Consider the following 18,399-nt stretch of genomic DNA (forward strand, 5'->3'; position numbering starts at 1 on the left):
ATACATCCCTAGTATTCAGCGACCTTAGGCGCCCTGCCGAGTATCTTAAGCGATTCCTGGGCGGCAACAAGCCTAGCCACTGGGACTCTGTACGGTGATGCACTGAAGTAGTCCAAGCCTCTGCCAACCACCTCTGCGAGTATCCTAATGGAGTCTGCGTCACCACCATGCTCACCGCATATACCGACCTCAATATCCGGCTTAACGCTCCTAGCTAAATCCACAGCTATCTTCATCAACTTAGCTACACCGTCACGATCAATAGTTACGAATGGATCATAGGGTAGTATGCCTAGGCCGAGGTACTGGCTCATGAACTTGTTCTCCACGTCATCCCTACTGAAGCTGAAGACCGCCTGCGTTAGGTCATTAGTGCCGAAGCTCATGAAGTCCACGACCTTGGCTATCCTATCGGCCGTTAGGCAGGCCCTAACGGTCTCCATCATTGTGCCAACCTTAAACTCCACACGGTCACCATACCTCTTAAACACGTCCTCGGCGGTTGGCTTAACGACGTTGTTTATGATGTATTCAAGCTCCTTGTACTCGGAAACCTGAGGTATCATTATCTGGACCTGTATGCTCTTACCCCTCTTCTTGAGTTCAAGGGCAGCCTCAAGTATAGCTCTAACCTGGGCTGCGTAAATGTCTGGGAAGGTTATGCCTAGCCTAACACCCCTATGACCCATCATCGGGTTAGCCTCCATTAAAGCCTTAACCCTGGCCAGTAGGGACTCTTTCTCAACGTCAGGTCTACCCAGGGCCCTCGCCTTGGTTACATCAGCCACGAGCTCCTCTATGTTAGGTAGGAATTCGTGAAGCGGTGGGTCGAAAAGCCTAACGGTGACTGGGTAACCCTCCATTATTTCGAATATCTCCTCGAAGTCCCTCCTCATTAACTCTGCCAGCTTGTTTAAGGCATCTCTCCTCTCATCTGCGTTGGCGGACAGTATCACGCTCCTGAATAACTCAAGCCTACCAGGCGCCCTAAACATCCTCTCAGTCCTAAGTAGGCCGATTCCCTTAGCCCCAAACCTCCTGGCTATGGATGCGTCCTCGGGTGTATCCGCATTAGCCTTAACCCCGAACACGGACACTGAGTCAGCCATGTTAAGTAGCTCGTAGAATTCGGGTGGCAGCTTCGGCTCGATGGTTGGGACCTGGCCGATGTAGACGTTGCCGGTGAAGCCATCTATGGTGACCCAGTCACCCTCCTTAATAACTGCATCACCTGCCCTAGCAGTCCTCGTGGAGTAGTCTATCTTAAGGCCCTCCGCCCCCACCACGGCTGGCCTACCTATTGCCCTAGCCACCACTGCGGCGTGGCTTGTTGCACCACCCCTACTGGTCAGTATGCCCACTGAGGCATAGAATCCATGCACATCATCTGGCTTAGTCTCCTCCCTAACCAGAATAACCCTCTTACCTGCCTTAGCCCACTCCACGGCTGAATCTGGGTCAAAGACCGCCTGCCCACTCACGGCACCTGGTGATGCGGCTATGCCCTTGGCTATTGGCTTAGGCGCCTTGGCCTCATCAATCCTTGGGTAAAGGACCTGCAGTATGTGCTGGGGTTTAATGGTCATGACAGCCTCCTCCTTGGTCATCCAACCCTGCTTAACCATATCAACGGCAACCTTAATCATGGCCAGTGGGTTCATCTTGGCGTTCCTGGTTTGCAGGAACCAGAGCTTACCCTTCTCAATAGTGAACTCCACGTCCTGTACAGCCTTCTTAGTCCTCTCAATGAGCTTAACCCCATTGTAGAGCTGCTCATAAACCTCAGGCATCTCCTTCTTAAGCTCTGAAATCGGCTTAGGCGTCCTAATACCGGCTACAACATCCTCACCCTGGGCATAGGGTAGGTACTCCCCGTAAAGTTCATCCTCACCTGTGGCTGGGTTCCTTGAGAAGACTACGCCTGTGGCTGACCTCCAATCAGCATTGCCGAAGACCATGGTGACCACTGATGCAGCCGTGCAGTCAGCTATGTCGGGGGTTATCTTATTCGCCTCCCTGTAGAACCTAGCCCTCGGTGAGTTCCATGACTTAAAGACCGCCTCTATTGATAGCCTTAACTGCTCCCATGGATCATCAATAATCTTACCCACCCTCCTTAGGTAAACTTGCTTATAAATCTCAACAAGCTCCTTAAGGCCCTGTAGTGGTATTTCAGGGTCCTCCTTGACGCCGTACTTCCTCTTAATCTCGTCAAGCGGCTTGTTAAACTCCTCCTCAGGTATCCCAAGCACTATCCTTCCGAACATCGCCAGGAATCTCCTGTATGCATCGTATGCGGCGTGCTCGCTCCCTATGAACCTTATGAAGCCCTGCAGGGTCCTATCGTTCAAACCGACGTTAAGCACCGTATCCATCATGCCTGGCATTGAAACCGCTGCACCAGACCTGACACTGACCAGTAGTGGGTTATCCTCACCGCCGAATTTCCTACCTGTCTTAGCCTCAAGGTACCTTACACCCTCAATAACCTCATCCATTAGCCCCTCCGGCAGCTTCTCACCAACCCTATAATACTCCCTACAGGCCACTGTGGTTATCGTGAAGCCTGGAGGTACCGGTAGGCCCAACCTAGTCATTAATACGAGGCTTGTTGCCTTACCCCCAAGGAGCTTAACATCATCTGGGTTTGCCTCCTCAAACGTTAGCACGTACTTCCTAGCCATCGCCCCTCACTTAACTTAATCTTTTTAAACATTACTCCCTTTAAAGAGATTTTAAACAAAATATTGTACTTAATCATTAGCGGCAGTAATACGTTTACTTCAATGCCGTGAATATACATCGATTTAAGTATTTATCAATATGCTAAGTGAAATGATGAAAAAGCAACGCGTGTGGATCATCACTTCACACATTAAATTTAAGGTAACTTAACAAGTCCTCACCATCAATCATTAACCTGCCATCAATGAACTCATACCTTCCCCTACTCCTCCTAATCAACGCATTAACCAACTCCCCCTCATCTATGGTCAATGCACCCAGCCTATCAAAAAACCTGTTTATGGTCCTAATATCCCTGGTCAGCAACTCTACTAGGTTTGGGTGTGAGGCGTCAACAGCTGACCCCCAGTCTATTATGAACAGTTTATTGTTCCAATTCAGGATGTTGTATTCGCTTAAATCTGCGTGAATGAGCCTACCGGCTATGAAGGCCTTCTCCACGTTAAGAACCACGTCAATGTAAGCCGCCTGCGCATCCTCCGGGGGCGCATCCTTTAGGGTTGGTGCGGGTACACCTTCATCGCCTATGAACTCCATGACAAGTATGTTGCTGTAGAAGGCTATTGGCTTAGGTACCGTGACCATGGCATCATAGGCCCTCTTCATGTTCCTAAACTCCTTCCTACACCACATACTGGCAAACTTAAATGGGTTACTTGGCTTACGGGTAAACCTCCTATCACCCATTATGTAGGGGTCCCTATTAATGAACCTGTTGGCTAGTGTGTAGTAAACCTTAAGCGCAATGTCCCTACCATCATAGTCCTTACCCCATATTACCTTAGCCTCCTTACCCTGTGCAATTGGACCATAAACCTCAAGTACAATCCTCCTGTTCATTAACTCGTAAAGGGCCTTAAGGGTGTATTCGTTGAAAACATCATCAACTAGCTTAAGCTGGTCAATATCCTTTATCCTAAACCTCCTCTTCTCAATCCTATCCCTCTCAATCCTGGTTTCATCATTAGGCACAGGGTTAAGTTCATGCAGGACGTTAATAAGCATTTACCTCCTGTTATCCCACGTACCTAGCTCAAGGTAAGAACGCGCCTTAAGCTCTACTTCAACTATCTAAGTGCTTAATAAAACCCTAGCAATCTAATTAGTTTAAATAACCTTAATAGCCATGCCATGAACAATACATGAGCAGTAACCCCCTTAGTTGAACCACCCTGGGCATTATCCTTAACTAGACTTCCATTAAACAGTTTAATGGGTACGTCTAAGTTACCTACCTGGATTTCGCACCCAGCATAGTTAACCCCCTGGGTTAGTAGACCATTAAGTGGAGTTGCCAGTATTTTGGTTAGGTTATAGAAGTCGTAGCTGATTAAGAAGCCGCCAAGCAGTAATGATCCGTTGATTAAGGTTAAGCCGGTGGCTTGGGAGGTCTCGTTGAAGAGTGTGATTGGTGTGAAGGTGCCGTATGCTGGATTCTCAAATTGAAACACAACACTTAGCCCGTAGCTTAATGGCAGGCATGATGGGTTAATTAAAGTACCATTGGGGTATAGTATCAGTGGTGTATAGTAGGTTAAGGGGCCCAGTGGAGCTAACCTAGGCACACTGAATATGTCGTAACCGTAGTCAGTTTCATTACCCAACACGTAATTGACACCAGCCGTTGCGGAGTAGGCGGTGGTATAATTAACGTACTGATTCAATTCCACAGTGAAGTACCTTAGGTATAATGGGAACTCCCCCTGCTCATTAATCTCAGGAGGGAGCGGCATAACCCTACTACTGGTGTTTAGGTCATTACCAAACCAGGTGTAGAACGTAACCACGCCAGGTAGGGGGACGACGTAGTGGAGTGAGCCCTCGTAGAGATAGTGGTGCCATAGGCTGTACCTGTAGCCATTATACATCAGCAGGTAGCCCCCGGGCACCGTTAAGTTGCCTAAAACCTCACCCAGGGTCTCGTAGCCTGTTTCAAAGGCGTACACGGTGTAGTTGAGGCCATTAATGTGTGTGGTGATTAATACGAACCACCTGGCCTTAAGCGTAAGCGGGTTCTGCAACCCACCGTTAAGGGGGTAGGTTACGTTGAGGATCCACCTAACACCCCCAGTACTATTACTGAGTGATGTTGACTTAAGCACAATGGGGTAGGATGTTGGGGTGGCGTTGGTTATCACCAGGGTGAAGCTTAGGTTGGCGGCCCCAATCCAAGGGGCTGTGGCATTCTCCTCACTAACCAGTTCACTGTAGGTTAACGGTTCACTAAGCCTAAGGGACTCCACGTAGGATAAGGATGGCTCTGAGTGGGCGAGGTTCATTGACACAGCGTAGGATTTAGTAACGTAAACCGGTGGCGTAGGTGAAGAGGGGACGTAAACCCCTAGGCCAATTAAGGATACTAACGAAAGCATGGCCACCATTAATATGCCTAATGCCACCAATCTCATAGCCTACCACCCAGATCAGCATCATAAACATAGATAAACCTTTCCCTATTCGAATGCCCTTGTGGTGAAGCGCAGAAGCGATTTAAATTCAACTGTACGGTGAGACTTAATGAGGTATAGGGCCTTGGGTAAAACTGGCCTCACCGTGTCTGAGATTGGGCTTGGGGCTTGGTTCATAGGAGGCATGTACGGTGATGTGCCCCTTGATGATGCCAGGGCTATAATAAAGAGGGCACTGGACCTGGGGGTGAACACCTTCGATACGGCTGACGTATATGGTAATGGCCTAAGTGAGAGGGTTTTGGGCGAGGAGTTAAGGGGTTATGACGTCAATGTCTTCACTAAGGTTAGTTACAACATTCACCAACACGAGGGGGTAAGGTTAATGACCCCCTTCCCGTCCCAGTGGGACGGGGTTTTCACTGCTGGGGTCTTGGGCGTTGCCCCCTCTTTGGGGGTTAATGGTTTTGTTCTTGGGGTGGTGGAAACAGTGGGGTATCGCCCCACCGGCTCATCTAACGTAGGAAACCCCCTCTCGGGGGCACCACCCCAAGCACTAAAACCCTAGCGGAGCTAGTCTTTATAAAGCTATCGCTAAATCCCCACATAGTGGGGCAACCCCGCCATAAATGGCGAGACTTGCCCGTTGTCAACGTACTTAATGAAGGCCTAGCCGCCATTGAGGAGGGTTACGAGTCAATAATGTTCGTCTTCAACGCCCTGGAACAGGAGCCCGGTAGGGCATTGATACGTGCAGGTGTTGAAGGGGGTGTTGGATTAATAACCAGGGTTCCACATGCCTCAAACGTGCTGACGAATAACTTCACCCAAAGCTTCCCACCCAGCGACCACAGGAGCTTGAGGAGGAGGGATTGGTTAATTAAGGCCAAGGCCATAGTTGATGAGTACGTTAAGCCCATCAGTGATCAACTGGGCATAACCCTGAGCCAACTAGCCCTGAAATTCATCCTATCCTACCCAGTATCAACAGTGATAGTCACCGTGACGTCGGTTAAGGAGCTTGAGGAGTACGTTGAAGCGGCTGACGGCGGTTACCTAAGCCCAAGGGTTTTAGGGGACTTGGAGAGGCTTTACGATGAGTTAATTAGCATTAGGCTTAGCCAATAAATAACTATTAATTGAGCCTTAAGTGATGCGAGTAACTACATCCACTAATGTGCGTATTTAAAGTAATCCCCAATGCACCATCTTTGGTGCTTTAACGGGTCCTCATATCTTACCCTCAATGTAGTCCCTTCCCCTACCGAGGGCGTTAAGAATCCTAGCCACCATAACCTCGTCAGCCCACTCCACTAGGTATATACCCCACTTGTCCAGTGATAAATTATCATTAACACCCAGATAACTGTGCCACCATGCAATACTTTCGCTCAGGAGGTTCTTCACAAACTCCTTGTTATACTGGTTAATCTCAGCGTCGTCACTAATCCTAAGTATTATAACCATGTACTTCCTACCCATAACCCTCCTGCCACCTGGCTCCATAACTCAATCATTCGGTTCATGTTTAAAAAACATACCACTAACCTAAGTCGTGGGCTTAACATGACATTATAAAATAGGTTAACACTGCATTTTAAGCAAGCATCATTCAACCTTAATAACCCTCATTACCCGTGGGCCTATGAACCCTCTGATTGCGCTTCCAGTGGCCGGGTCTGCTTTGATGGCTTACTACGTGTATGAGAACTCCAGGAGGGTAAACGCCTGCCTACCTGGGGTTTTCAACTGCGAGTTATTCAGCTTCCTGGTGCCTAGGAGGATTAGGCTTCTCATGGCCATTGGGGCCATGGTTACGTTGGCCTTAATGGCGTTTTTAATAGCCATTAACCTACACCTATACGTGGCCGCCCTATCGCTAGTTGGATTAGCCATCGGTGCATGGGGCATTTACCTACAGATCAAGAAGGGCGCCTACTGCCTATACTGCTTAACAACAGATGCAATACTACTCATATTGTTCGGTCTATCGATAATTAGAGTTATTTAACACCATTAACTGTTAACCGATGCGCATGTTCTTCCATGAGGACCAGTAAGCTTTCATTAAGTGGGTGGTTGCCTATGGCTTAAGTTATTGTTTAACCACAGTGAGCCAGTTATGCCTCTCCACGGTGCATGGGTCCCAGTTACTGTTGAATTCTAGGTACTTCTCTACTCTATAGTCGTCAATAGGCGCCTTACCGGTAACCACTAGTTCAGCCAGTCTCCTCGCCAATGCCGGGCCAACCATTGAGCCGTAGCCGTCCAGGCCCCCAAGGACGTAGAGCCCATCCTTAACCTCACCGTACACTGGGCCTCCGCTTGGCGACACCTCACAGGTCCCTGACCTGGTTAGGATGGGTATCGCCCAGCCAAACCTCCTCGACACTAAACGGGCTATGCGCCAGCCATAGTCCAACGGCGCCCACTCGCCAGGTTTACCACATCCGTCACCGGCTATGAATAACCCGGGTATGAATGGCCTGCTATACCACCCAAGCACGTCGTCACCTATGCTCAGTTTCATTATCCTACCCGGCCCGGTCATAAGCGACGCATAGCATTGATACCTCCTTAGGGGTAGTTTTAAACCAACCTGTGAGGCTAGGTCAGAGTTACCTGGCCCCGCAGCCAACACCACAACGTCACCCGTGTACCTTACGCCATTGGCAATAACCACCAGTGAGCCATTTACAACCTTTAACCGTGCCCTAGCATCAATAACCCTTAACCTACCCCTCAGGTAATTCACCACACGCCTAACTGGTATAAGGTAGTCCGTGGTCTCCACTATGAACTCATCACTGTTCAACCTAACCCACTCGGCATCTTCAATAATCCTATACCTGACCCCAGCCAGCTTAAGTGAATCTAGACTAACCCACCTGGGCATTATGTCTATTGATGTTATGGCCCTGGGATTAGTGAACTGCCTATAAACCTCAAGGCTCTCCTTGGCTAGGAGTACGTCATCAACATGAGGCATTGATTGTGTTAGGACAAGAGTGGTTAATGGATACTTGGGCCTGTCACCTATGACAACTGCCTCAACGCCCATTAGGGTTAGGTAATGCGCCGTGAACACTGCTGCGATGCCTCCACCAACAACCACTACCCTCATTACATGCGCCCTGGGCCCAACCTTAATTAAGCTTATGATTCATCACCCTTAAACAGCCTAACCCCGCTCATCTTCATTCGCGCAGTGAACGTGGATTAAATGATGCTTGGCTCTAATGCGCATTAAGTTGAGGTGGTGTGGGTTAACTTCATGTTAATGGGCTTTAATGATGCACCATAGGTTTTTAAATCTGGGTTGCCGTTAACGTCAAGCTTAATGGTTAACGCTAAGGTGAGTAGGTATCTGCCGTATGGGGATTGGAGGCCACTGCAGGCTAGGATCGCGGACTTCATATACGATAAGCTAGGTGAAGGTAGGGGCATCATTGTTGAGGCACCCACTGGGGTTGGTAAGACTGCCGCCGCTCTGGCGGCGGCTTTAGCGTACAGTGAGGGTGAACCCGTGAAGATAGTTTACATGATTAGGACTAATAACCAGGCGGCAGTCCCCATGAGGGAGATTAGCAGGTTGTTTAAGATTAAGGGGGTTTTCATACCGTACGTCCTCATTAGGAATAGGGCGAGGATGTGTTGCATATCCTCAACCTCCAGGTTGCCGTATAGGGACTTCCTCATGGAGTGTAACTACCTAAAGAGGACTGGGCAATGCAGCTACCACGTTAAGTTAAGGGAAAGTGGGGTTGACGGTAGCTTATTCATGGATACGGTGGCTGGCTTAGAGTCACCGGCGGATTACGTTAAGTCCGTGTGTAAACTCGGCGTATGCCCCTATGATGCGTCTAGGATGCTTATAGGCAACGCCAAGGTTGTTGTGTTGTCGTACTACTACCTATTCTCCCTAAACGCCCCAGAGGTGGTTAACCTAGACCTGAAGTCGTCAATCCTCATAATAGATGAGGCCCATAACCTACCCTACGCCATACTGGACCTAAACACCCAGTACTTAACCGAGTCCATGGTTAAGGCGGCTACGTCAGATGTGAGGAAGTTCGTAGAGGACATTAACATTAAGGCCGGGGCCCTAAGGGCCTTAGCATCGTTAAGGGCTCTCTTCAAAGATTTATTCGCAGATTTAGGTGAGCAGAGTGAAAAGAGGATTGATTCATCTAAGGTGCTTGAGTACTTCAATGACGTTGAATACCTAGACGAGGCGCTCGACGAGGTGCTAATGGCTAAGAGGAGTAGGGGCATTTTACTTGCTGGTTCAGCGTTGAGTGACATAATAGACTTCTACAGGTCAATAATAAAGATGCCGAAGGATAAGGCACTCTTCCTATCAATGAGCAGTGAAGGTAGGGCAGTGGTGAGCAGGTTGATGGATCCATCGGTTGCGGCGTCGGTCGTTATGAACAATGCACATGGTTTCATAGCCATGAGCGGCACCATGCCCCCCACTAGGTTATTCACCAGCCTACTTGGGGTTAACGTCAAGGTGAGCGAATTGAGAATAGGACTAATGGAGTACATTAAGCCATCCAACGTTAAGGCAGCCATATACGGGGAGGTCACCACCAAGTACACTGAGAGGGATGAGGAGCAGTACGGTAGGATTGCCCAAACCCTAATGGACATTTACGATGCTGTTAGGCATAGTGTGCTGGCTGTTTTCCCATCCTACGACACGCTTAAGGCCACTAGGAAGTACATTAGGCGTGACGTGGACCTTGTGGTGGAGATAGGTACAACCACCATTGATGAAGTATTGGCATCAATGAAGGTCAATCCCCACAAGCTCATCCTAGCCGTGGCCGGCGGCAAGCTTGTGGAGGGTATTGAATTCAGGCTTAATGATGTTAATTACATTGATGTAGTGGCCATAGTTGGTGTACCCTACCCGGAGCCCAACGACTTCATGAATGGACTCGTTGACGTTGTTAAGTCTAGGGCTAACTACGATGACGCATGGCATGCAGTATACACTTGGAATGCCCTGGTTAAGGTTAAGCAGGCCATTGGTAGAGGGTTGAGGTCGGATAAAGATAGAGTCTTCATAGTTTTCATGGATTACAGATTTAAGGATAACCCAATGATTTGGCATGAGATAAGCAAATACCTACCGGATATTAAGTTACCACCTAATGAGGGTGAGTTGATTAAAATGATTAGGGAGTTCTCGGCGCGTAGCTAAGGTTACTGCTGTTGCCGTTTGACCCCTTCCCCACCCTTTGAGGGCAAGGGTTCCCTGGGGGGTCTTGGAGGTTACCCGCCTTTAACGCGGGCTACTGAGGTATTGGGAAAGCCGGAGTTTTATAATTTTATAATCTATTGCTACGAACCCACTACGTGGGGTAACCCCACCCTAAAGGGCTAGGTTTGTTATTCATTTTATCACGCCCAGGCATGCAGATGGAGTAACCCTCACGCCTAGGCATTCATCATTAACCTCAACCATTAGTACATCACGCCTATTCTCAATGAGAAACCTAACCATGGCACTGGCCAACTTAAACCTACGATTTAACTTAATTAGCCTCCTAAACAACTTAGCGTTAGCCATTAGTATAGGTGTGCTCAATCCCTTACCACCCCTAGCCGGCACAACTATGGGCCTATTAAAGGACCTTAACGCCCAAAGCAGCTTTACGTAGGTTCCTGGGCTTAGGTATGGTTGAGTACCCCTAATTAACATTATTGGTGGCGTTAGATAGGTTTCACCGCACCTCGTTAATATGCCCCTTGATGATGAATACCATTGATCAATGTAGACAGTTAATGCAGCCGAGCCGAAGCCGTATATGCCCCTAAGCGGCCCACAAAAAACCACATTGTTGAAGCCAGCCTTGGCTAGGTTACGCTCAGCATGGTTAACTATAATTTTTAATAGTCCCTCATCCGCGATGGGGGGTATTATCATTAGGGCGGTGGGCATGTTAACGCTCACTCAGCCTCTCCAGCACAGCAATTATACTTGAGTAGAACACCTCCCAGCGGCTCAAGGGTATGGCACTTATGCTGCTTAGGTCTAGGCCAGGCTCAGTTACGTAAATCTTAACATTATGCTGCTTAAGTATGCGGTAGGATGGGTAGCATACCGACCCATGCGGTGCAATGACAACATCGGCCCCCAATTCCACGCACCTCCTAGCCACCGTGGGTCTCTTGTTAGCGCTTTGGAGGGCTGGGTTATCCTCAACGTGAATCACGCCCCTGCTGGTATCCACCAGCACCAACTTAGTTGCCCTTGAGAAAACCTCAACCCTATAATCATCATTAACGGTGGTGCACATTATCATAAATAGCCGGATGGGCTTGGCTTTATAAACCCTATTACCATTCAGTAACCTAGGCAGTTAAGTAATGCCAAATGCAACGGTTAGGTTTAGGGATGTGGATATTAAGGTTGAGGTTATTGAACTGCTTAGCCTAGTTAAGAAGTATGGTTCACTCAGTAAGGCTGCCAAGCTATTGAACATACCCTACTCAACAGCCTTCAGGCTGATTAGGGAGACCGAGGCCACCTTATCAGAGGCGTTAATTGAAGGTGTTAGGGGTGGTTCACGTGGTGGCTACAGTAGGTTAACGAGACTTGGTGAGGAGCTTCTCCTAACCTTTAAGGATGATGAATTTAAAGGTAGGCTCATAGTGGCCAGCAGCCATGATGAGCTACTTTCTAACTTAGTAGGTGATTACGCATCCATCACCTGGGTTGGCTCAGTGAATGGCTTATCAATGCTGCTGGTTAATAGGGCTCAGGTAGCCGGCATACACTTATCCTCAGCGTATGGAAGTAACCTAAATTTTCTAAAATCCCTAGGCGTCTTAGATGAGGTCACCTTGGTGAGGGGTTATGGTAGGGTGATTGGGATAGGGTATAGGCATAGCCTAGGTAAGTTAAACCTGAGGGACCTTGTTGGCAAAATTAAGAGGGGTAGGTTAGTGATGATTAAGAGGAACCCAGGTTCAGGAACCAGGATACTAAGCGAGGCATGGTTAAGGGAAATGGGTGTTAGTAATCCACCTGCAATCAGCAAAGTTGCCTGGACCCACGATGACGTAGCCAAGGCCATACTTAACGGCGAGGCTGACTACGGCTTCATAACGCAGTATCACGCAGATAAGTGGGGTCTAGAGTTCATTGAAGTGGCCAAGGAGGACTTCGATGTGGTGGTTAGGAGGGATTCCATGAATGAGGCAGAAGGGCTCATATACTCACTGAAGGGCCTAAGGGGCCTTAACATTAGGGGCTACATAATTGGTAAGGATATTGGCCAGGTAATTGAGTAAATCACATAGTAAACCAATAGGGTTACCGATTTCAGTAAATAGTTAAGTTTATAAACACATAAATAATTTAGGTTAATATGAAGGCCTCCGAGTTAATAACCAATAAAAAACCGATAGTAGTTAAAGTTGGTTCCCCCGTTTCAGAGGCGGTTAGGCTAATGGCTGAAAATAACGTAGGGCTAGTTGTAGTGGTTAACTCCCCCGAGGACATGAGGGTTCTGGGGGTTATAAGTGAGAGGGATGTGATTAAGGCGATGGCTAAGGGTGTAGATATTAGTAGGGCCATGGTAGAGCAGGTAGGGACTATGGGCAACATAGCCACCGTTAAGTACTACGATGATGTGACTAAGATAGCCCAGTTGATGAATGAGAGGCGCATTAGACATGTGGTGGTTGTTGATGATGAAGGCAGGGTTATGGGGGTTGTGTCTATAAGGGACTTACTGAGGGAGAGCAACGCCATCAGTGAAATCGCAAAAATGCGCCCACGCCCACCTGTAAGGGAATAGAAAGTTATGGGTTAAATACGCTAAAACCTCTTAACGGCAGCCACCGTTAGGCTACGCCGTGATGCTAACACTAAGGCTCATACTGATTAACGCGGCATTGGAGCCAATACCCCCAGAGCTGAGGGGAAATAAGAGTGTTGTTAGGGTTGCTAGGAGACTTGGTAGGGACCCCAACTACATGCCCCTCGATAAGTCACTCCACTTCAAGGTCATGGGTGGGCTTAAGAATAAGGAGGGTAGGGGTAGGCCTGACATAGTCCACAAGTTCCTCCTGGATTCATTAAATAGCATACTGGCTATCAAGGGTATGTTGAACATTTACGTGCATACTGTGGATGGGAAGGTGATTGAGTTTGCACAGGGCGAGAGACCACCGCAAAATTACCTTAACTTCATCGGTTTAATGGAGCAGCTCTTTAAATATGGTTCAGTACCCCCAGGTGGCAAATGGTTAATTAGGCTCATTAATACGCCACTGGGTGACTTAGTTAGGTCGATGGGTGAGCCGTTGGTCATACTTCTCGAGAGGGATGGCGAACCAATTAAGGTTTCTGAACTGGCCAAGCTAATAGTTAAGCATGGCGGGGCTGTGGTGATGGTGGGTGGGATGCCTAGGGGTAGTGTGTGTGGTGAGGCCAGGTCACTTGCAAGCAAGGTCTTTAGCCTAGCCGGTGGGTTACCGTTGACGACGAGCCATGTCGTTAACTCAGTACTGGTCTCCATAGAATCTGAACTGGGGTTAATCTAGGGTGAGAATGGCCAGCGGCTTAGATGGTTTCAGCCACTAGCTTAAGGCTATCCTTATCCAGCTTCTTAAGGTCAATCTCATACACGTTATCATGCACATCAATTAACGTTAGCCTGCTGTCCATGAGTATCACGTTTCTTCTACCCCTTGTCCTAACCGTAACCTCACCATAGTTGGTTACCAGGTGCCACTCCAGTTCATCACCCTTGACGTCAATCCCCTTAATGCTTAAGGTCATTGGTTTAAAGTTGTTCAGCTTTATCGCCTCCTCAAGCAGCTTAACGGACTCTGGGTCAAGTTTCCTATAGTTGCTTATCATGAACCTCTCCCTACCATCCCTATCGTAGAGTATGACGTACTCGGGCTGGGATATTGGGAACGGTAACTTGGGTTTAAGGTCACTGTACACTTCCCCATTAACCATGAGCGTCACCAAGCTCCTCCTGCTACCTGGCCTAACCTTAACCTTAGCCTTACTGAGGTCGAGCACCGCGTCCTTAACGTAATCGGCCAGCGTTAAGGCACCCTTATCATCCTCACTTTTAAGTAACCTTAACTCGCCTGTGAATAACTCCAACTGATCCTTGAACATTTGGTAAAACGCCCCCCTCCTAGCTATCAACTCGGTTGGTTTCCCCTCCTCAATTATTTCACCATTAGCCATGACTATGACCCTATCAGCGCTCATAACCTCAACGAAGCTGTGGGTTACGAATATAGTAGTCCTACCCTTGGCTAGGTTCATTATTGCCCTGTAGACCTCGGCCTCATTAATCACGTCCAGGTTTGAGGTTGCCTCATCAAGTATGACGATGTCTGGCTGCTTGATAATGGCCCTAGCTATGGATATCCTTTGTCTCTGCCCACCTGAAAGGGATGAACCCCTCTCACCTAGGTTTGTGTCGTAGGCTAGTGGCAGTTGCATGATCTCGTCGTGGATCCTAGCCGCCTTACAGGCGGCGATGATCTCCCAGGGTTCAATCCTCCTACTGCTACCGTAGGCCACGTTGTAGGCTACGGTGTTGTCAAATAAGGCCACCTCCTGGGGGACGTATGCTACCCTTTCCCTAAGGTACTGTAGATCAATGTCCTTAATATTAACCCCATTAATTTTAATTTCCCCAGAGTCCACGTCGTACATCCTGAGCAGCAGCTTAGATAACGTAGTTTTGCCTGAACCACTCTTACCCACGACGGCAACCTTCTCGCCAACCTTTATTCTGAGGTTTATATTCTTCAACACGGGCGTGTACTTGTCGTAACTGAACCAGACATTACTAAACAGTATATCACCCTTCAGGTCAGGTTTCTTGGGGTGTTCAGGCTCCTTTACATCGGGTTCAGCCTCCATTATCTCCCTAAGCCTATCCCCTGAAGTTACGGCTTGCTGTATGAAGGGTATTATGTTGCTTAGGTTGTTTATGGGCCCGTAGAACTGGGCCATGTAGGCCACGAAGGCCGTTAATGTACCTAGCTGTATTGTACCTGCAATAACCTGCTCACCCCCAAACCACCACATCATGACAGTTGACAGCGATGTTAATAGACCTAGGAATGGCCAATAACTGATGTTCATCTTAGTAACCTTGACTTGGGATTCGTAAAGCCTATTAAGCAGTTCATCAAGCCTATCCGATTCGTAATCCTCCTTGGCAAAGGATTTAATAACCATGTAGTTGGGTATTGTATCCGATAACGCACTAGTGACATCTGCGCTCCTCCTCCAATTCCTGTGGTATATCCTATGCGACTTCTTACGGTACCTGTAGACCATATAGGCTATTACTGGTGTGGGTAGTAGCACGAATAAGGCCAGTCTAACATCCATGGTGAACAGTATTACGCCTATACCGATCAGGGTTAGTAGGTTAACTATCAGCGTAGGTAGCCCCCAAACCATTAACCATTGCGTATTACCTGCATCCGTTGTTAGCCTTGAGAGTATCCTACCCGTGGATATCCTATCTATGAACGAGGCCGAGAGTCTCATGGCATGCTTAAAGACCTTAGACCTTATGTCATTTACAACCCTCTGGCCAACCGTGTTGAGTATGTAGTTCTGTGCAATTGATAAAGCTGTGACAGCCACGTATGATCCTATTAATGTTAAGGTTAAGTCAATGAACAACTTCATTGAGTGTGTTTGCGTTAAAAACACATTGTCAATAAGTATCTTAAGTAGGTAGGGTGGGACTAGGTTAAGCATGGCGATGCTTATGGATAGTATAACACCTATGAGCATCTTATGCCAATACGGTCTCATGAAGTTAAGTAACCAAAGCAGAGTACTCCTAACGTTAGGCTTCCTCCTCTCCTCCCTAACTAGCGATAAACCCTCATAATGGCCATTACCGCTTAGGCGGCCATTGATTAAAATGGCCAATTTCCTAAAGTCATCAATAGGCCTCTTGGTGAAGTAAACCGCCTCAACCTCCTCACCACTCTTCTTAACCAAGATTAACTTACCTATACCCACACCATCTTCCACGTAGGCTCCCTTCAACTCACTTAGGTCGAAGCGATCCTCCCTTCCATCATACTTGATTACTATTTTGTCATCATTAGTTAAACATACCTCCGTGTCTTTGAACTTGAGCTCTTTATCTAAGTCGGAGATCGCCTTAAAGGCGCAATCCATAAATGGTTCTTAAGCGGTCAAGGGACTGAGTGTTAATAAACCCTTCCTCATAGGTTCATGGTAAAGCCGTTGTAGACGCTTAAACTAAGGGGTAATAGATTATGGTATTATCGGTATCTAAATACTCATAATAAATGTAATTACTTAAAACTATTAGCCATTAACCCCGGTATTGATTAAAGATTCAGCTTCATTAAGTATTAGGCTAGTGGGATCCTCAAGCCCCTTAACAACGCCTTCCTTTCTCATGCCTAATGCCTTGCGTATGCCCTGCAGCAGCCTACTCGGCTTAACCCTAACCAATGGTGCACCAGCCCTTATGATGAATCTATCCGTGTAGTAAGTTGTTGGGAAGTATGACACTGATGGGACACCGAGTAGCGCTGCCTCCACTGCGAATGTTGAACCCCCCGTTACCACAATTCTTGAGTAGTGGGCTAATTGTAAACCATCAACTGGTTTACTTGGTATTATCACAAGGCCCTTGTTTAATTCACCCTGGAATTTATCTTCAATCAGCCTCCTTTGATCAGGGTACCGGGGGAATACAATCACCTTCAACCCCTCCCTGAGGAGCATGCTAATGGCCTTAATGGCAATGCTGGCCTGCTCGCCATAGGTGTAGTAAGCTGCCTTACTCTCCTCAAACCTGAATACGGCGTAATCCTCACCATCCCTCAACCCAAGTTGCCTAACCTCACCCCAATTAGGCTTAAACCTGTAGACCCACATAACCTCAAAGACCCCATTAAAGAACTTAACCTTGCTCCCCTCACCATGGGGTATGTAGGCCATTATCTTCCTCCTAGGTATGGCAATAGGTGCAATGACCCTACTGGCGAGCGGTAACGTTAACTTATTGACATGGTAGGCGTGCGCGGTGTCCGTTAACGCTATTGATGGTTTACCTAACCCAAAGGCCACCCTAAAGGCCTCCGGTGAGGTCAACGATACGTGTACGTCGAAGTCCTTAACTAAGTCCAGTAGCCTTAGGCTCCTAGTAAGCCCATTAATCAACTTACTCCTAACATCGCCACCATGTTCCCCCTCACAATACCCACTTAGCCCATACATGCTTAGCACGTTAACCACATAGTCGTAGTTCCTACATGTTATGAGGAATCTATGCCCCCTGGCTGCACCCTCCAATGCCAGTATTGAGGCTATCCTAGCCTGCTTAGCCGTTAATGCATCGAACCAGATGAGCATTTGTGGGTTGACTCAGCTTAGCTATTAAGCTTTGACTACTTTTTTAACCGCACTTACCGAGTAGGTCGATTAGGGTTAATACGTCCCTCGTCCTCCTGATGATGTAGGCTTTACACTTAATGGCTTCGTATGGGCTTGAATTAGTGGGTAGGTAGGAGCCATTTGGGTCGTAGAGGACGCCCACTATGCCGTACATTAATGCGCCCACGAAATCCTCCTGGATATTATCACCAACATGCGCGGCGACGTCGGGTACCCTATCCCCAACCAGTGAGTTGATCAGGGTCTCGAATATTATTGGGTGCGGCTTTGGGTAACCAACCTCATCCGAGAATACCCCGTAGTCTATGAACCTCCATAGCCCAAACCTGGTTAATAGGGCCCTTGAAACCCTACCTGGCCAGAAGATTACATTAGACACTATGCCCACTAACCAATCCTCCTCCTTAAGTATGCTGAATGCCTCCTCAACTCCCTCAATAACCTTAATGTTCTGGGAATTTATCACCGTGTCCGCTATCACGTTCTGCAGATCGTTGACTAACCTGCTGGAGAAGGGTATACCATACCTTTGGTTAATCCTCTTAGCCAGCCTCCTAACATTCTCCATTGGTGGGGTGTAGAGTAGGTTCATTATCCTGCTGGCCCTAACCTCCCTCTCCATTATCCTGTAGTACTCAGTGACCACGTTTGGGTCCACTGTGTAACCTATTTCACCGTAGTACTTGCCTATGGCTTCGCCAATCTCCCTAATCAACGCATCCCCATACTCAAGCACCGTTTGGTATACGTCGAACGTTATCACCTTGGTTCTTTCAGCCACAGTGAGCACTC

The 18,399-nt window shown here is 47.9% G+C and carries 17 protein-coding genes; 7 read left to right on the top strand and 10 right to left on the bottom strand.

Translation table 11 applies throughout. The features are described from left to right. Positions 1-8: 8 nt before the first annotated feature. From ppdK to AAX04_RS01205, 3 genes are all read right to left on the bottom strand, one after another. A complete protein-coding gene (gene ppdK, locus AAX04_RS01195; protein ID WP_066792968.1) occupies positions 9-2,684 on the bottom strand; it encodes a pyruvate, phosphate dikinase in 2,676 nt (891 codons plus the stop codon). Positions 2,685-2,868: 184 nt separating this feature from the next. Next, positions 2,869-3,717 carry a serine protein kinase RIO gene (locus AAX04_RS01200; RefSeq protein WP_084761129.1) on the bottom strand — a complete coding sequence of 283 codons (849 nt, stop codon included), beginning with the start codon at positions 3,715-3,717 and terminating at the stop codon, positions 2,869-2,871. 107 nt (positions 3,718-3,824) lie between these two features. Continuing rightward, complete coding sequence (locus tag AAX04_RS01205; protein ID WP_066792970.1) at positions 3,825-5,153, bottom strand: hypothetical protein; 1,329 nt, start codon at positions 5,151-5,153, stop codon at positions 3,825-3,827. A gap of 109 nt (positions 5,154-5,262) precedes the next feature. Here AAX04_RS01205 and AAX04_RS01210 point away from each other — a divergent pair, with 109 nt between their 5' ends. Continuing rightward, a complete protein-coding gene (locus AAX04_RS01210; protein ID WP_066792972.1) occupies positions 5,263-5,721 on the top strand; it encodes an aldo/keto reductase in 459 nt (152 codons plus the stop codon). Positions 5,722-5,762: 41 nt separating this feature from the next. Then, a complete protein-coding gene (locus AAX04_RS01215; protein ID WP_238377750.1) occupies positions 5,763-6,281 on the top strand; it encodes an aldo/keto reductase in 519 nt (172 codons plus the stop codon). A gap of 102 nt (positions 6,282-6,383) precedes the next feature. Here AAX04_RS01215 and AAX04_RS01220 read toward each other — a convergent pair whose 3' ends face one another. Next, positions 6,384-6,659, bottom strand: coding sequence for a hypothetical protein (locus AAX04_RS01220; protein WP_066792974.1), 276 nt, complete (start codon positions 6,657-6,659; stop codon positions 6,384-6,386). A gap of 139 nt (positions 6,660-6,798) precedes the next feature. Here AAX04_RS01220 and AAX04_RS01225 point away from each other — a divergent pair, with 139 nt between their 5' ends. Next, a complete protein-coding gene (locus tag AAX04_RS01225) occupies positions 6,799-7,164 on the top strand; it encodes a hypothetical protein (protein WP_066792976.1) in 366 nt (121 codons plus the stop codon). An 84-nt stretch (positions 7,165-7,248) separates the two neighbouring features. Here AAX04_RS01225 and AAX04_RS01230 read toward each other — a convergent pair whose 3' ends face one another. Next, entirely contained in the window at positions 7,249-8,277 is a 1,029-nt protein-coding gene (locus AAX04_RS01230; RefSeq protein WP_066792978.1) for an FAD-binding oxidoreductase, read from the bottom strand. A gap of 216 nt (positions 8,278-8,493) precedes the next feature. Between AAX04_RS01230 and AAX04_RS01235 the strand changes: the two genes are divergently transcribed. Then, positions 8,494-10,365, top strand: a complete 1,872-nt coding sequence (locus tag AAX04_RS01235; RefSeq protein ID WP_066792979.1) for a helicase C-terminal domain-containing protein — start codon at positions 8,494-8,496, stop codon at positions 10,363-10,365. A gap of 192 nt (positions 10,366-10,557) precedes the next feature. Here the strand turns inward: AAX04_RS01235 and AAX04_RS01240 are convergent, their stop codons facing one another. Next, positions 10,558-11,118 (bottom strand): hypothetical protein, encoded by a 561-nt coding sequence (locus AAX04_RS01240; protein WP_066792980.1) that lies wholly within the window; start codon positions 11,116-11,118, stop codon positions 10,558-10,560. Further along, positions 11,108-11,470 carry a NifB/NifX family molybdenum-iron cluster-binding protein gene (locus AAX04_RS01245; RefSeq protein WP_066792981.1) on the bottom strand — a complete coding sequence of 121 codons (363 nt, stop codon included), beginning with the start codon at positions 11,468-11,470 and terminating at the stop codon, positions 11,108-11,110. The genes AAX04_RS01240 and AAX04_RS01245 overlap by 11 nt, the downstream gene beginning before the upstream one ends. A 64-nt stretch (positions 11,471-11,534) precedes the next feature. Between AAX04_RS01245 and AAX04_RS01250 the strand changes: the two genes are divergently transcribed. From AAX04_RS01250 to AAX04_RS01260, 3 genes are all read left to right on the top strand, one after another. After that, complete coding sequence (locus AAX04_RS01250; protein WP_066792982.1) at positions 11,535-12,461, top strand: substrate-binding domain-containing protein; 927 nt, start codon at positions 11,535-11,537, stop codon at positions 12,459-12,461. A gap of 77 nt (positions 12,462-12,538) precedes the next feature. Then, positions 12,539-12,970 carry a CBS domain-containing protein gene (locus AAX04_RS01255; RefSeq protein ID WP_066792984.1) on the top strand — a complete coding sequence of 144 codons (432 nt, stop codon included), beginning with the start codon at positions 12,539-12,541 and terminating at the stop codon, positions 12,968-12,970. A 61-nt stretch (positions 12,971-13,031) separates the two neighbouring features. Next, positions 13,032-13,718: a hypothetical protein gene (locus tag AAX04_RS01260; protein ID WP_066793091.1), complete on the top strand. Its 687-nt coding sequence runs from the start codon at positions 13,032-13,034 to the stop codon at positions 13,716-13,718. A gap of 19 nt (positions 13,719-13,737) precedes the next feature. On the opposite strand, the gene AAX04_RS01265 is transcribed toward AAX04_RS01260, so the two are convergent. The 3 genes from AAX04_RS01265 to AAX04_RS01275 form a co-directional block, all read right to left on the bottom strand. Next, positions 13,738-16,356 (bottom strand): DUF1854 domain-containing protein, encoded by a 2,619-nt coding sequence (locus AAX04_RS01265; protein WP_066792986.1) that lies wholly within the window; start codon positions 16,354-16,356, stop codon positions 13,738-13,740. A gap of 153 nt (positions 16,357-16,509) precedes the next feature. Continuing rightward, the gene (locus AAX04_RS01270; protein ID WP_066792988.1) at positions 16,510-17,565 is read right to left on the bottom strand and encodes a DUF354 domain-containing protein; all 1,056 of its coding nucleotides are present in this window, start codon (positions 17,563-17,565) and stop codon (positions 16,510-16,512) included. Positions 17,566-17,608: 43 nt separating this feature from the next. Further along, the gene (locus tag AAX04_RS01275) at positions 17,609-18,388 is read right to left on the bottom strand and encodes an HAD family hydrolase (RefSeq protein WP_066792990.1); all 780 of its coding nucleotides are present in this window, start codon (positions 18,386-18,388) and stop codon (positions 17,609-17,611) included. Positions 18,389-18,399: the final 11 nt, after the last annotated feature.

Origin of the sequence: Caldivirga sp. MU80 (assembly GCF_001663375.1) — an archaeon.
In the GTDB taxonomy this organism is placed as follows: Archaea; Thermoproteota; Thermoprotei; order Thermoproteales; family Thermocladiaceae; genus Caldivirga.